The sequence below is a fragment of the Nocardia coffeae genome, from assembly GCF_019890715.1.
In the GTDB taxonomy this organism is placed as follows: Bacteria; Actinomycetota; Actinomycetes; order Mycobacteriales; family Mycobacteriaceae; genus Nocardia; species Nocardia jiangxiensis.
In genome coordinates, this window is the sequence record NZ_JAINZY010000012.1 from 137347 (window position 1) to 155593 (window position 18247).

The 18247-nt window shown below is 68.2% G+C and carries 15 protein-coding genes; 5 read left to right on the forward strand and 10 right to left on the reverse strand.

Annotation, left to right across the window (positions count from 1 at the left end):
- Nucleotides 1–115: 115 nt before the first annotated feature.
- The gene (locus K7711_RS34470; protein WP_222975070.1) at nucleotides 116–703 is read right to left on the reverse strand and encodes a maleylpyruvate isomerase family mycothiol-dependent enzyme; all 588 of its coding nucleotides are present in this window, start codon (nucleotides 701–703) and stop codon (nucleotides 116–118) included.
- Between the two features lie 104 nt (nucleotides 704–807).
- Nucleotides 808–2364: a serine/threonine-protein kinase gene (locus K7711_RS34475; protein WP_222974800.1), complete on the reverse strand. Its 1557-nt coding sequence runs from the start codon at nucleotides 2362–2364 to the stop codon at nucleotides 808–810.
- Between the two features lie 242 nt (nucleotides 2365–2606).
- Here K7711_RS34475 and K7711_RS34480 point away from each other — a divergent pair, with 242 nt between their 5' ends.
- Nucleotides 2607–3779: a winged helix DNA-binding domain-containing protein gene (locus tag K7711_RS34480; RefSeq protein WP_222974801.1), complete on the forward strand. Its 1173-nt coding sequence runs from the start codon at nucleotides 2607–2609 to the stop codon at nucleotides 3777–3779.
- Nucleotides 3780–3789: 10 nt separating this feature from the next.
- Here the strand turns inward: K7711_RS34480 and K7711_RS34485 are convergent, their stop codons facing one another.
- Complete coding sequence (locus tag K7711_RS34485; protein WP_222974802.1) at nucleotides 3790–4365, reverse strand: TetR/AcrR family transcriptional regulator; 576 nt, start codon at nucleotides 4363–4365, stop codon at nucleotides 3790–3792.
- 93 nt (nucleotides 4366–4458) lie between these two features.
- Here K7711_RS34485 and K7711_RS34490 point away from each other — a divergent pair, with 93 nt between their 5' ends.
- Nucleotides 4459–5184, forward strand: coding sequence for a CPBP family intramembrane glutamic endopeptidase (locus K7711_RS34490; RefSeq protein WP_222974803.1), 726 nt, complete (start codon nucleotides 4459–4461; stop codon nucleotides 5182–5184).
- A gap of 173 nt (nucleotides 5185–5357) precedes the next feature.
- On the opposite strand, the gene nadC is transcribed toward K7711_RS34490, so the two are convergent.
- The 3 genes from nadC to nadA are packed head-to-tail and all read right to left on the reverse strand — an operon-like array spanning nucleotide 5358 to nucleotide 8977.
- Nucleotides 5358–6218, reverse strand: a complete 861-nt coding sequence (gene nadC / locus K7711_RS34495; RefSeq protein WP_222974805.1) for a carboxylating nicotinate-nucleotide diphosphorylase — start codon at nucleotides 6216–6218, stop codon at nucleotides 5358–5360.
- Between the two features lie 37 nt (nucleotides 6219–6255).
- Nucleotides 6256–7920, reverse strand: coding sequence for an L-aspartate oxidase (locus K7711_RS34500; protein ID WP_222974807.1), 1665 nt, complete (start codon nucleotides 7918–7920; stop codon nucleotides 6256–6258).
- Between the two features lie 31 nt (nucleotides 7921–7951).
- Nucleotides 7952–8977: a quinolinate synthase NadA gene (nadA, locus tag K7711_RS34505; RefSeq protein WP_222974809.1), complete on the reverse strand. Its 1026-nt coding sequence runs from the start codon at nucleotides 8975–8977 to the stop codon at nucleotides 7952–7954.
- 78 nt (nucleotides 8978–9055) lie between these two features.
- On the opposite strand from nadA, the gene K7711_RS34510 reads away from it, so the two are divergent.
- Nucleotides 9056–9814, forward strand: coding sequence for an NUDIX hydrolase (locus K7711_RS34510; protein WP_308015080.1), 759 nt, complete (start codon nucleotides 9056–9058; stop codon nucleotides 9812–9814).
- Nucleotides 9815–9920: 106 nt separating this feature from the next.
- A complete protein-coding gene (locus tag K7711_RS34515) occupies nucleotides 9921–10580 on the forward strand; it encodes a DedA family protein (protein WP_222974813.1) in 660 nt (219 codons plus the stop codon).
- A 24-nt stretch (nucleotides 10581–10604) separates the two neighbouring features.
- Here the strand turns inward: K7711_RS34515 and K7711_RS34520 are convergent, their stop codons facing one another.
- From K7711_RS34520 to K7711_RS34530, 3 genes are all read right to left on the reverse strand, one after another.
- Nucleotides 10605–11801, reverse strand: coding sequence for a dipeptidase (locus K7711_RS34520; protein WP_222974814.1), 1197 nt, complete (start codon nucleotides 11799–11801; stop codon nucleotides 10605–10607).
- Nucleotides 11802–12006: 205 nt separating this feature from the next.
- Nucleotides 12007–12189, reverse strand: coding sequence for a hypothetical protein (locus tag K7711_RS34525; protein ID WP_222974816.1), 183 nt, complete (start codon nucleotides 12187–12189; stop codon nucleotides 12007–12009).
- A 111-nt stretch (nucleotides 12190–12300) separates the two neighbouring features.
- A complete protein-coding gene (locus K7711_RS34530) occupies nucleotides 12301–13260 on the reverse strand; it encodes a quinone oxidoreductase family protein (RefSeq protein WP_222974818.1) in 960 nt (319 codons plus the stop codon).
- 81 nt (nucleotides 13261–13341) lie between these two features.
- On the opposite strand from K7711_RS34530, the gene K7711_RS34535 reads away from it, so the two are divergent.
- Entirely contained in the window at nucleotides 13342–13944 is a 603-nt protein-coding gene (locus K7711_RS34535) for a TetR/AcrR family transcriptional regulator C-terminal domain-containing protein (RefSeq protein ID WP_222974820.1), read from the forward strand.
- Between the two features lie 105 nt (nucleotides 13945–14049).
- On the opposite strand, the gene K7711_RS34540 is transcribed toward K7711_RS34535, so the two are convergent.
- Nucleotides 14050–17973, reverse strand: a complete 3924-nt coding sequence (locus tag K7711_RS34540) for an nSTAND1 domain-containing NTPase (RefSeq protein WP_222974822.1) — start codon at nucleotides 17971–17973, stop codon at nucleotides 14050–14052.
- Nucleotides 17974–18247 lie beyond the last annotated feature (274 nt).

The following is an 18247-nucleotide window of genomic DNA, read 5'->3' on the forward strand; positions in this document are numbered from 1 at the left end:
GCCGGGCTCCGCACCGTGCGGCGGCCCGGCACCCCGCCGTCATCGCGATGATGAATTACGTTCGGCTGCAACTATTCTCGATGAGCCCCGCGCACGATGCGCGGCTGCGGGCGGTTCACCCGTGACGCAGGCGCAGGATCGGCACTCCGTCGCCGGTCAGATCGTCCAGGGCGGCGGTTCGCCCGACCATCGCCAGGGCCAGCGCCTCGCCCGGACCACTGACCTCGGGACCCACGCCGCGCGACCACTCCACATCGGTCGCGACGAATCGTATGCCGCTGGTGTACCGGCCGGGGCGGGCGAACGGATCCGGATGGGCCAGCACCGCACGCAGGCGCTCGGGCGGCACGGTGCGTTGATATCCGAGGGGGCGGCGAATGTCCTGCTGGTGGACGAACATATCGGCCAGGCCGACCTTCGGGACCAACCGCGTGATGTGTTCGCGGTTGTGCTCGAGCTTGTCCAACAGTTCCTCGATGGACAAAGCCTTCGTCCGATCGACCAGTGTGTTGTTCACCCGGTCCGGGGAGAAGCGGCAGCGCACGCCCGCCATCGCGTACTCCGGCAACGGAATCGCGTCATACAACAGATGCCCCACCACATCGCGCACCCGCCACCCCGCGCACAGCGACGGCGACTCCCACTCCTCGTCGCTCAGCGAACGCAGCAGCGCGACCAGTTCGGCGCGCTCCTCTCTGAGCATCTGCCGTATATCCACAGTGGAAGGCTAACCGGGACAACGAATGCGGCAAACCCTAGGGTGCGCGATTGCGCCATCGGGCGTATTCGCGACACGCCCGATACCGCTCAGGACTTCGTATCGCTGTCGATGAGCAGTTTGCCGCTGCTGCCGACGACCACGCGCAGCGACACCGACCGGGAATGTCCGGCATTGGTGACGTTGCCGACGGACATGTCGACCGATCCGTCCGCGTTGGCGCCGTCGCCGGACCCGGAGACCGAACTCCACTTGGTCACCGGATTCTGCGTCCAGTAGTTCTCGAAGGCAGACTCGCTGCCGTAGACCTGCTGAGCGGCCGGAGTCAACATGTTCCACGCGCTGCTGGGGCTGCCGTCGCTGCCGACCAGGGCGTTGTAGAAGTTCTGGATCAAGGTTGCCGCGGAACCCACGCTGGCCTTACCCGCACTCTTGGTCTGGCCGAGCGATGCACCGGAAGGCGCGGTGGTCTGCGCCGCGGCACTGGTCGGAGTCGAATTCGCCTCTGCGGACGGGGATTTCGGCGGCGAACCGCCGAACAGCAGGTACAGCGCGACACCGACGATCACCAGGCCCGCCACGAAACCGCCGACGAACAGCAGGGTCCGGCGGTTGCCCGGCTCCTCCGGCGCGGGAGTCTGCACGGGATGCGAACGGGTCGGGTGGCCGTTGGATCGGGCCGGGCGCACGGGCGGCAGGCTCGGCTCCGACGGGGGCTCCTGCGCCATCATCTCCGCAGTGGAGATCTCGGCCTGCTCGGCACGGCGGTCCAGGGTGCGGGTGGCCTGACGACGCGAGGCGGGTCGGTGCGTGGCCAGCATGCGGGTCGGCACGGCGTCATCGGCCATATCGGCGAATTCGGCCAGCTGATCGCGGACCTCGACCATGCTCGGCCGGTCCTCGGGCTCGAAGCTGAGCAGATCCAGCAGCAGGTCGGTGAGCTGCCCGGCGTTGCGGGGCTGGCTGAGCTGGCCGTTGGCCGCCGCGTACAGCAGCGCCAGCGGGTTGGGGTTGCTGCCGTAGGGCGGCTCACCCTCGAGGGCGTGGAAAAGCGTTGCGCCCAAGGCGAAGACATCGGCGGCCGGCGTCGGGTCGGTGCCGCGCGCCACCTCGGGGGCGAGGTAGGCGGCGGTGCCGGAGATCAGCCCGGTCGCGGTCAGCGCGACATCACCCTTGGCCTTGGAGATGCCGAAGTCGGTGATCTTGACGGTGCCGTTCTCCCCGAGCAGCACGTTGCCCGGCTTGACGTCGCGGTGCACGATCCCGGCGCGATGTGCGGCCACCAGGGCCGAGGCCACCTGCTCGCCGATCCGCGCTACCTGATCCAGCGGAAGGACGCCCTGCGAGGACAGCACCATCGCCAGACTCTGCGACTGCAGGTACTCCATCACCAGGCAGGGATCGCCCTCGTGGTCGGTGATGTCGAAGACCACGATCGCGTTGGGGTGCTGGAATCGGGCCGCGTTACGCGCCTCGCGCGAGGCGCGCGCCCGCACGATCTCCTTCTCACCCGGAGGCAGACTGGGCTGGGTGAGGATCTGCTTGATCGCCACCGACCGTTCGAGCCGCTCGTCGACGGCGCGCCACACGACGCCTGTGCCGCCGCTACCGATCCGCTCGACCAGGCGGTAATGCCCTGCGATCACTTGGCCGGTTTCGATGGCACTACTCCGAATTCTCCGCGATCCATGACTTACCTCGCGCAGTCACCTACGCGTGTTCCCGCACGAGTGTAGCGGGCCGTGCGGACGACGCCGACGCCGGAGCGTGATCGGGGAGAAATATGTGGAACCGCTGTGCAATACGCAGGAGATCATCGCGCAACCGAAACGAGATCATCGGCGTCCCTGTCGTGGATTTCACAGATCCGCGCCGCTAGTATTCGCCCATGCGTTCGATCGATGCCGCACAGCGGCGGGCACGCCTGGCCGTTCGGCACCGGCTCACCGCGGCGGCCCGGGTGGACGACGCCGCCGCGATCACCCGTTCACTGGTGGTACTGCACGCCACCGATCCCGCGACGGTCTTCCTATCGATCGCCGCGCGCAGCCGCGAGCTGGAGCCCGCGCAGATCGAGAAGGCCCTGTACACCGACCGGACCCTGCTGCGGATGCTGGCGATGCGCCGCACCATGTTCGTCGCGCCGATCGACCTGGTGCCCGCGCTACAGGCTTCGTGCGCCGACGCACAGGCGGTCAAGCAGCGCCGGACCTACGCGCGTCATCTCGAACAGGTCGTCGACGGGGATATCGACGCCTGGCTCGCGGAGGTGGAAGAGCAAACTCATCGCGAACTCCTGGCTCGCGGCAGCGCGACCGGTGCACAACTCGGTGCGGCGGTGCCGCGACTGCGCACGCAGGTCGACACCGCACCCGGCAAGCCGTATTCCAAGCCCACCGCCATCACCACCTGGGTTCTGCTCATCTTGGGGTGTGAGGGCCGGATCGTGCGCGGCCGCCCCAACGGCAGTTGGGGCAGCACCCAGTACGTCTGGGAGCCGATCGAATCCTGGTTGCCCGCAGGAGTTCCCGCGCTGTCCGCGGATGCCGCACGCGCCGAACTCGTGCGCCGCTGGCTGCACGCATTCGGCCCCGCGCCGGTCGCGGATCTGAAGTGGTGGACCGGCTGGACGCTCGGCGAGGTTCGAAAGACCTTGGCGCAGCTCGATATCGTCGAGATCGACCTCGACGGCGGCACCGGCGTGCTGCTCGCCGAGGATCTCGACCCGGTCCCCGAACCCGAGCCGGGCCCGGCGCTGCTGCCCGCGCTCGACCCGACGCCGATGGGCTGGCAGGAACGCGAATGGTTCCTCGGCCCGCACCGCACGGCACTTTTCGACGGCAACGGCAATGTCGGCCCGACCGTCTGGTGGGGCGGGCGCGTCGTCGGCGGCTGGGCCCAGCGCTCCAGCGGCGAGGTCGTCTGGCGCGCGCTGGAGGACATCGGCCGCGAGGCGACCGAGAGCATTGCCGCGGAGGCTGCCCGCATCGAGGGGTGGTACGGCGATGTCCGCGCGATCCCCCGGTTCCGGACGCCTCTCGAACGCGAACTCACCGGGTAGTCAAGGGAATTCAGCTCACGATGTGGTCGGCGAACCAGCGCATCGCCGTTCGCGCCGCTGCCGCGTCGACGCGGTCCGGGAACAGGAACATGTCGAGGTTCAGCCCGTCGACCAGGGTGAGTACGCGCACGACGTGAGCCGCCACGTCCTGCGCCGCGATATGCCCCTGACCGGCGAGCACGTCCAGCCAGCCGTGCAACGCCGCGCGTGAGGCCTCGCGCCCGACCGCGAGGATCTGCGCGACGCCCGCATCGCCACCGAGGGCCGCCCTGACCAGCTCGGCCCAGCTGGTCAGCGCCGGAATCTGCTCGGCGGGCCGGGGGAGGAACTGGACCAGGCAGTCGTACAGGCGGTCGGCCGGATCGCGAGTGTCGTCGGCGATGTCGAGATCGGACAGGACGCTGGTGACCACCCGGCTCGCGACGGCCTGATAGAGGTCCGCCTGGGAGGGGAAGTAGTGCCGCAACGTGCTCGCACCGACACCCGCCGCAGAGGCGACCGATCGGACGCTCAACACTCCGACGCCGTGCTCGGACGTCAGCCGCAGGGCTGCGGCGAGGATTTCCTCCCGCCTGCTCGTATTCACGAAAGCGAGACTAGCACAGTGTGCTAGCACGGTGTACGGTTCATCGCACTAGCACACTGTGCTAATGCCGTAACGCCGATCAGGGAGCATCGAATGAACGAGACCGCCCGCACCGCTCCGGCCGAGATGCCGACCGAGACGTCGCACGCCGGACCGCGTCCCGGCCGACCCGAGATCGTGGCCGGACTCGCCGCCTACGGGGTCCTCTACGCGGGGGTGATCTGCTATCTGACGCACGCGAACCTGCCGGGCGCCGCATCGGGAGTCGTGGAATTCTCGCTCTCCGCGGCGATGGGCCTGGGCGCGTTCGCGGTCGCCGCCCTGCTGCGAATCCGCAGGCTCGCACCGTTCGGCGTGCGGCGCGCCAGCGGACGATCGCTCCTGGCCGCCATCGGATTCGGCGTCCTGGCCTACCTGTTGTCGGCGATCGTCTCGCTGCTCTACCAGACCCTCACCGGCGACCACCGGAACATCCAGACCGGTTACCACTCCGCCGCGGCGGGCGGCATGCTCTGGTACCTCGCGACGGCCGTCACCGGATTCGTCGCCACCCCGATCGGTGAGGAATTCCTGTTCCGCGGTGTCCTGGCCAATGCCCTGAGCCGTTACGGAGCCTGGATCAGCGTCCTGGTCAGCGCCACGATCTTCGCCCTCGCGCACGGCATCAACCCTGTGCTGCCCGTGGCGTTCGTGGTCGGCGTGATCAACGCCCTGCTGCTGCGCCGCACGGGTTCGGTGTGGCCGGGCGTCGTCGTGCACGGCGTCAACAACGGCTTGGCCATATCGCTCCCGGTGCTCGCCGCGTTGGCAACCAACTGACCGTCACCGGCGCACGCCTGCGCCCGGGTCGTGGCAGCAACGACTGCGGGCAACCCGGCTTCCCCTACCGCGAGGGCATCAGCGTCAACGACCACCCACCGTTGTCGGGCCGACTCGCACATCTGCGTTCACCGCAGCGGGCGAAAGCTCGAATCCTCCCGCACGGGATCCAGCTACATATCCAGGCCGAGGTCGAGCACGCGGACCGAGTGGGTGAGTGCGCCGACGGCGAGGTAGTCCACGCCGGTACCGGCGTATTCGGCGGCCATGTCGAGCGAAAGTCCGCCCGAGGATTCGAGTTTCGTGCGTGGGGCCCGAGTGTTGCGGCGCTGCACGGCGGCCTGGGTGGCCCACAGCGGGAAGTTGTCCAGCAGAACCAGTTCCACGTCGTGCGCTAGGACGGCATCGAGTTGTTCGAGGGTGTCCACCTCGACCTCGCAGGTGATGCCGGGCGCCAGCGCGCGCACCGCCTGCAGGGCTGCTACCACCGATCCGGCGGCCACCACGTGGTTGTCCTTGATCAGCGCGGCATCGCCCAGACCCATCCGGTGGTTGACCCCGCCACCGGCGCGCACCGCGTACTTCTGCAGAGAACGCATGCCCGGCAGGGTCTTGCGGCTGTCGCGGATACGGCAATCGGTGCCCGCGACCGCGTCCACCCAGGCGGCCGTCGCGGTGGCGATGCCGGACAGGTGGGTCACCAGATTGAGCATCGTGCGCTCGGCGGTGAGCAAGCCGCGGGTCGGGGCGAGCAAGCTCAGCACGGCGTCACCGGGGGCGACCCGGGTGCCGTCGGGCACCCGGTCGGTGACCTCGTAGTTCCCCGCGCCGATCACCTCGTCCAGCACCAGCAGCCCGACATCGATTCCGGCGACGGTGCCCGGCTGCCGCGAGGCCATCGCCGCCTTCACCACGGCCTGCTCGGGAACCGTTGCGGCCGTGGTGATATCGGGTCCGTACCGCAGGTCCTCATCCAGCGCGGTACGGATCAGGGTGCGGATCTCGTTACGATCGAGTCCGGGATCCAAGCTCATCGGTCCACTCCTGCATTCGTCTCGTTCGGTCGCGGTCTCACGACGCCCTCGGCACCGGCGCACCCCACTCGGTGTCGTGCTCGGCGCCGGTGGTGATCAGCTGCGGCCGCCCGTCCGGGCCCAGTCGCACCGGAACGCTGCGGCCCAGGTCGTCCCGGGTTTCGGGGTGATCGGACCGGGTATGGCAGCCGCGGGTCTCGGTGCGCGCACTCGCGGCCAGGAGCATGACGCGGGCGGTGAGCGTCAACGCCGCGTCCTCGATGTCGGGGATCACACCGCCGACGTCCTGTGCCCGCTCCGGGTCGTCCGGAGCCTCGGGAGGATTCGCGGACAGGGCGCGTGCCCCGCCGTTGCGATCGTTGAGCAGGTGTAGCAGCCGCAGCACCGCCCCGCGCAGGCCGTCGCCGTCGCGCACCACACCCGTGCTCTCGGTCATCAACTCCTGCAACAACTTCCGGTCCGCGCGCGGGAACTCCCAGTCGCCGATCTCGCCGACGCGTCCGGGTTCGTCGAGCCGCTCCGCGGCCGCGGCACCGGCCCGCTCCCCCACGACCAGGCCCTCGAGCAGGCTGTTGGAGGCCAGCCGATTCGCCCCGTGCAGGCCGGTGCGCGCGACCTCGCCCGCGGCGTAGAGACCGGGAACCGTTGTGCGGCCATGGGTGTCGGTGAGGATCCCGCCGCACTGGTAGTGCGCGGCCGGGGCGACCGGGATCAGATCCGCGGTCGGATCGATTCCGGCCGCCAGACACGAGGCCGTGATGGTCGGAAACCGTTGCGGGAAGCCCTCGATCGCGCGGGCGTCGAGGAAGACGTGATCGGTTCCCAGCGCGCGCAGCCGGGCCGCGATCGCCCGGGAGACCACATCGCGGGGGGCGAGATCACCCCGCGGATGCACTCCGTCGGTCACCGAATCTCCCTCGGAATCCACCAGTTTCGCACCCTCGCCGCGTACGGCCTCGCTGATCAGCGGCCGGCGGCCCAGTCCGCCCGGGGTGAACAGCACGGTCGGATGGAACTGGACGAATTCCAGGTCCGCGACGGTCGCACCGGCCCGCAGGGCCAGCGCTATCCCGTCGGCGGTGGCCCCGGGCGGGTTGGTGCTGCAGGCGTACAGCTGTCCCAGACCGCCGGTGGCCAGCAGTACCGCGGGTGCGTGCACGACGCCGAAACCCTTGTCCGACACCGCGACAACGCCCTGAACTCCGCGCGGTCCGGTGATGATCCGCACCGCGGCGGCGCCGAACAGCACCGGCAGGCCGGCCGCGTTCAGCGCCCGCTGCACCTCCGCGCCGGTGGCGTCGCCCCCGGCGTGGATGATGCGCCGAGTGCTGTGCCCGCCCTCGCGGGTGCGCGACACCTCGCCGTCCCGGCCGAGATCGAAGACCGCACCCAGATCGGTCAGCGCCGCGACCGCGCCGCGACCGCCTTCGACGATCGATCGCACCGCCGCGGGATCGCACAGTCCCACACCGGCCACGACCGTGTCCTCGACATGGGAATCCACCGAATCCCCGTGCGGCGCGACGACGGCGATGCCGCCCTGCGCGTACTGCGTGGAGGTATCCGCCGGCCCGCCCTTGCTCAGGATGAGCACCCGCAGTCCGCGCAGCGAGGCGGTGCGCGCCGCGGTCAGACCCGCGACGCCGCCGCCGATCACCACCAGATCCGCCTCGTCCTCCCACCGGATCACCGGGGCGCTCATCGCGGTTCACCACATCCGGGATCGGGAATTGTCACTCCCCACCACCGGAATTACCGATCGCGATCATGCGCAGCACCGAATCACGTCCCGCCGCAGCGGTTTCCGGATCGACGTGCACCTCGTCGCGATTCTCGGTCAGGCAGCGCAGCAGCGCGGCCGGGGTGATCATCTTCATGTACTTGCAGGAGGCGCGATCGTTCACGGCCTGGAAGTCGATGCCGGGCGCGGCCTTGCGCAACTGGTGCAGCATGCCGATCTCGGTGGCGACCAGCACCTCGCGCGAGGTCGCGGCCTTCGCGGCATCGATCATGCCGCCGGTGGACAGGATGTGCACCCGCTCGGCCGGGAAGGCGCCCTCGCCCGCGAGGTACAACGCCGATGTGGCGCAACCGCATTCGGGGTGCACGAACAGTTCGGCGTCGGGGTGGGTGCGCGCCTGCTCGGTCAGCTCGTCACCGTTGATGCCCGCGTGCACATGGCACTCGCCCGCCCAGATGTGCATGTTCTCCCGGCCGGTCACCCGCTTGACGTGCGCGCCGAGGAACTGGTCGGGCAGGAACAGCACCTCGCGGTCGGGGTCGATGGAGGCGACCACGTCGACGGCGTTGGACGAGGTGCAGCAGATGTCGGTGAGCGCCTTCACCGCGGCGGTGGTGTTCACGTACGAAACCACCAGCGCCCCAGGGTGTTCGGCCTTCCATTCGCGTAGCTCGTCCGCGGAGATGGAGTCGGCCAGCGAGCAGCCCGCGCGCTGGTCCGGGATCAGCACGGTCTTGTCCGGGCTCAGGATCTTGGCGGTCTCGGCCATGAAGTGCACCCCACAGAACGCGATCGTGTCCTCGGGGGCCTCGGCGGCGATGCGGGACAGTGCCAGCGAGTCGCCGACGTGGTCGGCGACGTCCTGGATCTCGGGCAGCTGGTAGTTGTGCGCCAGGATCGTCGCATTGCGCTCGCGTGCGAGTCGCTTGATCTCCGCCGCCCACTCCGGGGTCGCCTCGACACCCGTGAACCCCGACGGACCGTCCGTGACGCGCCCGGTCAACGTCATAGTCGCCATGGCATGGCTCCTTCTCTTCTGCGACCGGCGTCTCCGCCGATTTCGCATCCAACCGGTTTTCGACTTATAATCGAAAACGTGCCCCATAGTAGCACCATTCACGAATCGCTCACCGCAGTGTTCCAAGTTCGTCGCTTCCGCGACACCGTCACCGCAGGTCAGCACAGCAACGAGCCGGTCGACCCCGACGCGGCCCGATCGGCATCCGGCTGGCACACCGAACTGGGCGTGCTGCTGTGGCAGCGGGCGATGGAACCGCAGACCGGCACCTGGTCACTGCCGGGCGGACGGTTGCGCGACGACGAGGATCTGGATTTCTCGGCCCGCCGCCAGCTCGCGGAGAAGGTCGACGTGCGCGAGGTGTCCCATCTCGAGCAGGTCTGGGTGTTCAGCGATCCGCACCGGGTGCCGCCGCCGCGGCGCATCGCCTCGGCCTATCTCGGGCTGGTACCGCTGACCGCCGACCCGCAGCTGCCGGACGACACCCGCTGGTATCCGGTCTCGGCCCTACCTGCGATGTCCTTCGATCACGGCACCGTCGCCCGGCACGCCCGCACCCGGCTGGCCGCGAAGCTGTCCTACACCAATATCGCCTTCGCCCTTGCCCCGTCGCGCTTCACCATGTCCACCCTGCGCAAAATCTATTGCGCGGCATTGGGATACGACGTCGACACGACGAACCTGCAACGAGTCCTGACCCGCCGCAAGGTGATCACCCCGACCGGCGCCACCTCCACCCCTGGTAAATCCGGCGGCCGCCCCGCCGCTCTCTACCGCTTCTCGGACGACGGCCTGCGCGTCACCGACGAGTTCGCCGCGCTCCGCCCGCCCACCTGAGCAAACCCCGGCGGGACGACCGGGCAACCTCCGGGCGATGGCGCAGCTATCAGCGCCCGGCCGCGGGACACGCTGTGCTCTCCGATAGCCGGGTACCGTTGCCGACATGAACTCGCTGATGCAGCGGATCCTCGAGATCGCACCGGTATGGGTCTACCTGACCGTGGGACTGCTGGTGTTCGCCGAGGACGCGATCTTCATCGGTTTCGTCATCCCGGGCGAGACCGCGGCGGTGCTCGGCGGGGTCGCGGCCAGTCAGGGCCATGTGCAGCTGTGGGCGATGATTCTGCTGGTGGTGCTGGCCGCCATCGTCGGAGACAGCGTGGGGTACGAGGTCGGCAAGCATTTCGGCACACGGCTGCTGGGGATGTCCATGCTGGATCGCTATCGGGGACGACTCGATCGCGCTCAGGAGTTCCTGGCCCACCGCGGTGGCTGGGCGGTGTTCCTGGGCCGGTTCACGGCATTCTTCCGCGCGGTCATGCCCGCGCTGGTCGGCACCTCCCGCATGCCCTACGGCCGATTCCTGGCCTACAACGCCACCGGCGGCATCGTCTGGGGCACGACCTTCGTCGTACTCGGATATCTCGCCGGGCAGTCCTACGAGAAGCTCGCCTCGACCGTGGGCCGCGGTATGACCATCGCGGTCGTGGTCATCGTGGTCGTCGGCCTGATCGTGTGGAAGGTGCGCGAACGCCGCCACGCCAAGGTGATCGAGGCCGAGTACGAGACCGCGCACGGGGAGAACGCGCCGGAACCGCACTGAGTGCGTTCGACCGCGAGTACTTGCTCAGTCGTTTCCGTCCAGCTGATCGATGGTCGCGATCGACGGCGCCCGGGTGCGCCGCAACTCGCGGGCGACGTCCTCGGCATCATGTAGGACCCGAACGGCGTTGTGCCAGGTGAGTTTTCCCAGATCGGACGTGGACCAGCCGCGCCCCAGGAGTTCGGCGATCAGATTCGGATATCCGGAAACATCGTCCAGACCCGCTGTGACGAAAGCGATTCCGTCGAAATCGCCGCCGAGGCCGACATGATCCACCCCGGCCGCCTCCCGCACATGATCGACGTGATCGGCCACATCGGCGACCGTGGGCACCGGCCGCGGATTCGCGGCCTCGAACGTCCGCTGGCAGGCCATCGCGGCCGGACCGGTGTCGAGCGGATGGAAGCCGTGCTCACGCATATTCGCATCGGCGTCCACCACCCAGCGCGTCGCGGCGGGCAGGACGAACTGCGGAACGAAGGTCACCATCGCCACACCGCCGTTGGCGGACAACGACTTCAGCACGTCGTCGGGAATGTTGCGCGGGTGATCGCACAGCGCCCGCGCTGAGGAATGCGAGAAGATCACCGGCGCTCGCGACACCGCGAGCGCCGCGCGCATGGTGTCGTCCGAGACGTGCGACAGATCCACCAGCATGCCGAGCCGGTTCATCTCCCGGACGACCTCCTCGCCGAATCGGGTGAGCCCGTTCGCCTTCGGCTCGTCGGTGGCCGAATCCGCCCACGGCACATTGTCGTTGTGGGTCAGCGTCAGATAGCGCACGCCCAGCAGATACAGCGACCGCAAGGTGGCCAGCGAGCAGTCGATACTGTGCCCGCCCTCGGCTCCCATGAGCGAGGCGATCCTGCCCTGCGCCCGTGCGGCCGCCATATCGTCCGCGCCGAACGCCGCCCGCAGCCGATCCGGGTACCGCGCGATCAACGCCCGCACGAAATCAACCTGCTCGAGCGTCGCACTGACCGCCCGGTCCCCCGCCAGACTCGACGGCACGTACACCGACCAGAACTGCGCACCGACCCCACCGTCGCGCAACCTGTTCAGATCGGTGTGCAGAGTTCCGGACAGGTCCCCCGCCAGATCCAGCGCATCCAGGTCGTAGCGCACATGCGAGCGCATCGCCCACGGCAGATCATTGTGCCCGTCCACCACCGGTGCGTCCCGAAGCGCAGCACGAGCACGATCGAACAGATCAGCGGTCATCCATCAGTTCTATACCTCCCCCATCCCCCGACCTGCCGATCTCGGGCGGACACGCGGACGAACCAGCCGAGGCCGGGTTCCCCCATCCGATCGAAGCTCTCTGCACCGGTAGGACTGCCAGTCCGAGGTCGAGCGGCTCAACTCCTGCACGCACGGTCGACGCCATCGAAAACCCCGATGCCGAGCCCGCGGCACCTGACGGTCGTCACTCGGCATCCCGCTTGCGGTGCTTGGAGGTGCGACGGTAGGTCCGCTTGTTCGCAATCGGTTGTGCGGCATTGGATCTGCGCAGCTCGTGGCGGGCACGCCAGGCGGTGAGGTCGGCGCGTTCGGCGGGGCGTTCGGTCGATCGGTCCGCCGGGCGGGCACGATCCTGCGTGTGGTTCATCGCCGACCTCCTTTCCATTCGTCGTCGGCTGTTCGTCGGCCACGGTAACCGTCAACCAACGGGACGGCTACCGAATTTCCTGCGGGACAGCGGGTTCGGCGACTGTTCCCCTCAGGGCTGCACGACGAGGCGTTTGCCTCGGGGTGCGGGGTGTTGCCACGCGGATTCGATCTCACCGAGCGTGACCGGCTCGACGTCGAAGGTGAGTTCGCCGGTGGTGGCCCATCCGACGACCTGTCGGTAGGAGGCGCCGATGGATTGCCGGTCCGCGCCCTTGCCCGCGCCGTAGATCTCGACGCCGGAGGTGCGCATGCTTGCGGCCGGCAGGGTGATCGCGGGACCGGCCGATTCCCCGGCCTGGATCAGCCGGGTCGGTGCGGCGAGGGTGAAGGACTCGGGAACGAGGGTGCGCAGCAGGAGTTCGGTGGGTCGGCCCCAGAGGAAGTCCAGCACGACGTCATACCCGTCCGGGGCGGCCCGGGTGAACGCGGCGCACAGCTCCGCATCGGAGACGGCCGTGTTGATCACCGCGTCGGCGCCGAGCGCGGCCACCTCGCTCAACGCCTGATCGTCTCGGCCGGTGGCCACGATCCGCCCCGCGCCCAGCAGCCGGGCCACCTTCACCGCGAGCCGTCCCGCGACGCCGGTCGCCCCCTGGATCAACACCGTCTCCCCGGCGGTGAGCCCGGCGGCGGTGCGCAGGCACATCGCGGGCATGGCCGAGGCCAGCGTGACCGCGGCCACCGGATCGAGTCCCTCGGGTATCGGGGCCAGATTGCCGGTGGTCACGACCGTGCGCTCCGCGAGCGCGCCGTAGGGCGGCACCGGATTCGCGAATCCGACCAGAGTGCCGTCCGGCAGTGCGCCGACGCCGTCGAATCCCGGAATCATCGGCAGCCGGGCCACATACGCATTCGAGGCGTAGTGCTGCCCGGCCGCGATCATCTTGTCCACATTCTCGACCGCGACCGCCCTGACCTCGAGCACGACCTCGCCCTCCCCGGCGACCGGATCGGCGAAGTCCTCGTACTTCGGAACGCCGCCGACCTCGTGCAATACCGCTGCCTTCATGATGCCTCCACCGACTCTCTAACACCGTTAGAGAGTCGACTCTAACACTGATAGAGTGATTGCGACAGAGAGGTTGTGCGAATGGCATTGAACAGGCAGCGGGTCGTCGAGGAGGCCGTGGCACTGCTGGACGAGAACGGCTTGGACGGCGTGAGCCTGCGCAAACTCGCCCAGCGGCTCGGCGTGCAGGCGCCGACGTTGTACTGGCACATTCGCAACAAGGCCGCGCTGATCACCGCCCTCGCCGAGGCCATCCTGACCGAGGAATTCGCCGACCTGCGCCCACCGGATCCGGCCGAGCCCTGGCAGCGATGGCTGACCGAACTGGCCACCCGCCTGCGCCGCGCCCTGCTCGCCCACCCCGACGGCGCTCGCGTGATCTCCGCGGCCCAGCTCTCCACGCGGATGAACCGCATTTCCGAGGTCGCCATGAAAACCCTCGTGGATCAAGATATTCCGTTGCGCGAGGCACGGTTGCGAGTGCTCGCCGTGGAGCGGTTCACCGTCGGTCACGTGCTCGAGGAACAGTCCCCCCGACCCGACGAGGACGCGCTGCGCGACTTCGACGCCGACGCCTTCGCCGCACAGCACCCCACGGTCATCGCCGGAATCAGTGAATATTTCCAGGATGGCCGGACGGTGGACGATCTCTTTCAGGACACCTTGCGCCTGATCATCGAGTGATGGTCCCGAGATCCACTGGCGTGCAACGGCATTCGACGGATCGATGCCCGCCGGACGAGCCGGCGGGCACGACGATCGGTGAATATCTCCGTCCGAGAACCGAACTCACCGGCACGGCGGGCGGTACGGCAGGTCCGGGAGGTGCTCTCGCCACACCTCGGGTGTCAGCGTCGTCCGGGTGATGTCACAGATTCTGGCGACGGCGGAATCGGTATCCAAGTCCCACAGCCGAGCTCGTCCGTCCGCGCCGGTGCCGACCAGGTGGTGTCCGTCGGGCAGGAATGTCACCGGTCCCGGGCGAGCGGTGGCGGCACTGATGAGCGCGTGGCGGGTTCCCGTCGGGTGTCGACGGTCGGTCAGATTCCACAATCGCGCCGTGCCGATGACGTCCACAGAGATGAGCTGGTTCCCGGAATCCACTGCCAGCCAACCGATGTACGCATCGTGACCGGCCAGCGGCGGTCCGCTGAGTACAGGTTTGCGCGGATCGGTCGTATCCCAGACATGTATCGACTCGTCATCGGCCGTACCCATGAGCGCACGACCGTCCGGTGTGAAACGCAACTTGATCCCGGACACGGCCTGCCCGGCCTCCAGCTGCGCCACGCGGGTCGAAGATGAGGAACCGGATGTGTCCCAGATATCCACAGTTCCGCTGAAATCACCGATCGCGAGATATCGGTTCCCCGGCAGGAATCGACCAGCCATCACGAAGGTACCGGTAATGACAGGCCCCGCGGTCGGCACCGGATGTGCACGATCGGCAATATCCCAGACCTGGAACTGGCCATGGTCCGAGCCTGTGGCGAGCGGCTGCCCGCCGAGGAACAATGAGCGGGAGTCCGAACTGAACGACGCCGCCGTGTACATGTATCCGCTCTTCTCGATCGTGGCCAGCGGCTGGATTCCCCCCGACCCCGACAGATCGTAGAGTCGAAAATCGCCCGACGACGGGAAGAGGGCAAGGGTCCTTCCATCGGGGCTGATCTGCGGCTGCACTCCGGAATCCGCTTCCCCGGTCTCGATTCGGCCGATTCGATGCGCGGACATCGCCGCATCGATCCGCCAGACCTCGATGGCCGAACCATCGCTGACCGCAACAACATTCGACTCCGCTGCCAGAACATTTCCCTGCGGCAACTGCCGCAGTACGGATTCGGGCCGAGACCAGAGCCTGATCAATCCGTCCTGTCCCGCGGCCATTATCGCGTGGCCGTCCGGAGCGAACACGATCGAATCGACGAACCCCTTCGCTCCTGCGAGCGGCGCCGCGGCGGCAACCGGTTGCGTGGGATGGTTCAGGTCCCACAGCATGACCTGGCCATTGGAACCCACCGCAGCCAAAGTGCGGCCGTCTCCACTGAACACGAGCGGCGAACCGACGAAATCCTGGGCGCCGGTGATCGGTCGGCCGATTCGCTGCGGATCGCCCGGCACGGACACGTCCCACAGCGCGATCGAATCGTCGGCCAAGGTCGCGACGGTTCGGCCGTCCGGACTCAGACTCACGGTGTGCGAGCTGTCCGTGATCCGGTCGATGAGTGTCGCGTGGCCGAAATGGTCATCGAGCTGCCACAGTTGCACGCCGTCGTCGCTCGTGAGTACCAATCGGTGGAAGTCCGCACTGAGAGCGATCGAACGGACCGTGTCGTTCGAGACCGGCGGACCGAGCAGCCGGGGCTGCCGCGGATCGGTGATATCCCAGAATTCGATGCCACCGCTCTTACCCGGGACGACGAGCGTTCGACCGTCCGGGGCGAAGGCGATTCTATCGACGAAACCTGCCGGTATCAGGTCCCCGATGCGCGTGGGACGCACTGGATTGCGGACATCCCACAGTGCGACACCGTGATGCGCACCCAGCACCGCCAGCGTCGTCCCGTCCGGACTGAAAGCCAGAGCGCCACCGACATTGGGGGGTTCGGTCAGGGGTTGCCCGATCGGACGAGGATTTCGAGGGTCCGACGTATCCCACAGTCGAACGGACTGATCGCTTCCGACCGATGCCAGCACTCGGCCATCCGGACGCAGTGCCGTTCCGGTGATGGCGCCCTGCTGGGCCGCCAGCTCACTGGCCAGTGGCGTCCCCTCCGAATTCACCAGTCGCGCCCGCACTTCCGGATCTCCCGGACGTAGCCGATTCGCCATCAGGTCCAGCTGCGCGGACAGCGAAGGATCACTCGTCTCGACCCGATCTGCTTCGGCCAGAACCGAATTGAATATCGCACTGTCCCGCTGCTCGGATGCCTTGCGGCTCTGCAGGAATGCGACGCCCGCCAATGCGACCGACACCACCGTCAACAGGACCAACGCCGAGCGGCGGACCTGCGAACGTCGCCGGGCACGCCGCCGCGCCGTCTCGGATGCGGCCAGGAATTCCTCCGCGCCCGGACCGAGTGGGCCCTTGCGGGCGTGTTCGCCCACGGTGGCCAGCCGCGCACCTCGGTAGAGCAGCGACGGATCGCGGCCGTGTTCGATCCAGTCGGCGGCATCGACCTGTAGCCGTTGCCGTTCCAGGTAGCCGACACGATCCGCATCGATCCACGACCGCAGGCGAGGCCAGGCGTCCAGGACGATCTCGTGCGTGAGATACGCGATATCGGCCTCGAGCGTGATCAGCCGGGTTCGGGCCAGGGCATCCAGCGCCGCGTCCGCGGCATCCACTGTCTGCCTGAGCAATTCGGCGCGCGAGACCTTGCGGCGGGTGTCGCGGGAATCGTCACCGACCGCGACCAGACCCAGCAGTACCTGCTTGCCGACCCCCTGCTGGAAGTCCGTGAGTTGAGCCCACGCCTTCTCCGCGGTGGCCGAGACCGAGCCGAGAACCCCACCGGCCGAACGATATCCGTCGATGGTCAGACGTGAACCCTCCCGGCGCTGCCAGACCGCCTCCATCACGTGCGAGACCAGCGGCAGCGCACCGGGATCGTAGCTTCGGCGGTCCCCTCCGCCGCCGAGCCCGCACAGTTCGCTGATCACCAGTTCGTCCAGGCCGGATTCCAGTTTGTACCCCGCCACCTCCGCGGGTTTGGTGAGCGCCTCGGCCAGTTCGTCCAGGCGCATCGGGCCGAGGAGATAGCTGCGGTGTTTGAGCGCGTCCTCCAGCACCGGCTCGTCCAGGCAGCGCGCGTAGAAATCGGCCCGGACTGCCAGAACCACTGCGGTCGTATCGGATTCACCGCGAATGGCGAGGTTCTCGAGTATCGACAGGAACGTCTCGCGACGGAATTCGTCGCGGCACAGCGTGAACAGTTCCTCCAGTTGATCGACCACGAGCAGACGGCGTCGACCCCGACCCCACTGCTCCAGTGCCGACGCGATGGGATCCGCTGTATCCGAGTCCGTCTCACCCGGATCGTTCCCACCACTGTCGGTGATCGCGCTCAGCAGCGCGGCCACCGGATCGTCGCCCGGCGTCATCGTGGCAACTGCCCACTCCCGCACCGGATCTGCCAGCGCGGGAATCAGACCCGCCTGCAACAGCGAGGATTTGCCCGCCCCCGATGCGCCGACCAGCAGCACCATCCCGCCGTCGCCGGATTCCGTCGTGGTGCGGACCAGCTCGGCCAGTTCGGTGGTCGGCCGGGTGCGCCCGAAGAACACCTCGGCGTCCTCGGCCCGATACGCCGACAATCCCAGATACGGGCAGACCACATCCGCCGCGTCGGAATTGGGATCCCATTCGTTGGACGCGGTCCACAGCCGCTGCCACTCCCGAACATCCAGCAGTGCCGGACGCACCGGACGGCTGGACTTGCGCGCCTCGTCGATCAACGTCAGCAACACCGGCAGCAGCGTCTCGAATTTGGCCGGAACATTCCGCCCGGCCTTCCAATCGCTGATCCGCTGCACCGGAACCCCACCCGGCTGCCCCGACGCACGGGCGGCCCGCATCCGCGCACCGGAGGCCGCCGCGACCCGCCGCAACGTCGGATTCCCCGCCGCCTCGAACAACTCCACGAACCGTTCCGAGAACTGCGTCCTCGGTGAGGGACGCAACCGCCCCCGCCCTGCCGACCCCGAATCCATGTGTCCTCCTACACATCCCAGCACTCGCTCGAACTGTAGGCAGCCTGTCCCCGAATCCGCTCGCACGGTCGCCGTGATCGACGAACCCGCAGGCCGGACGGGGTGATCGCAGTTCCGGACCGGACACCTTCGACTCGACGAATCACCGATCCACCGCGAAACGGACCCTGCCGCAGCGCCGGAGCACTTCCAGGGCCTCGCCGTGGTGAACCAGGCACTGACACCTGACGACGCCATCGGCCGGGTGGAATTCTCACCGCCGTGGGATCTGTGC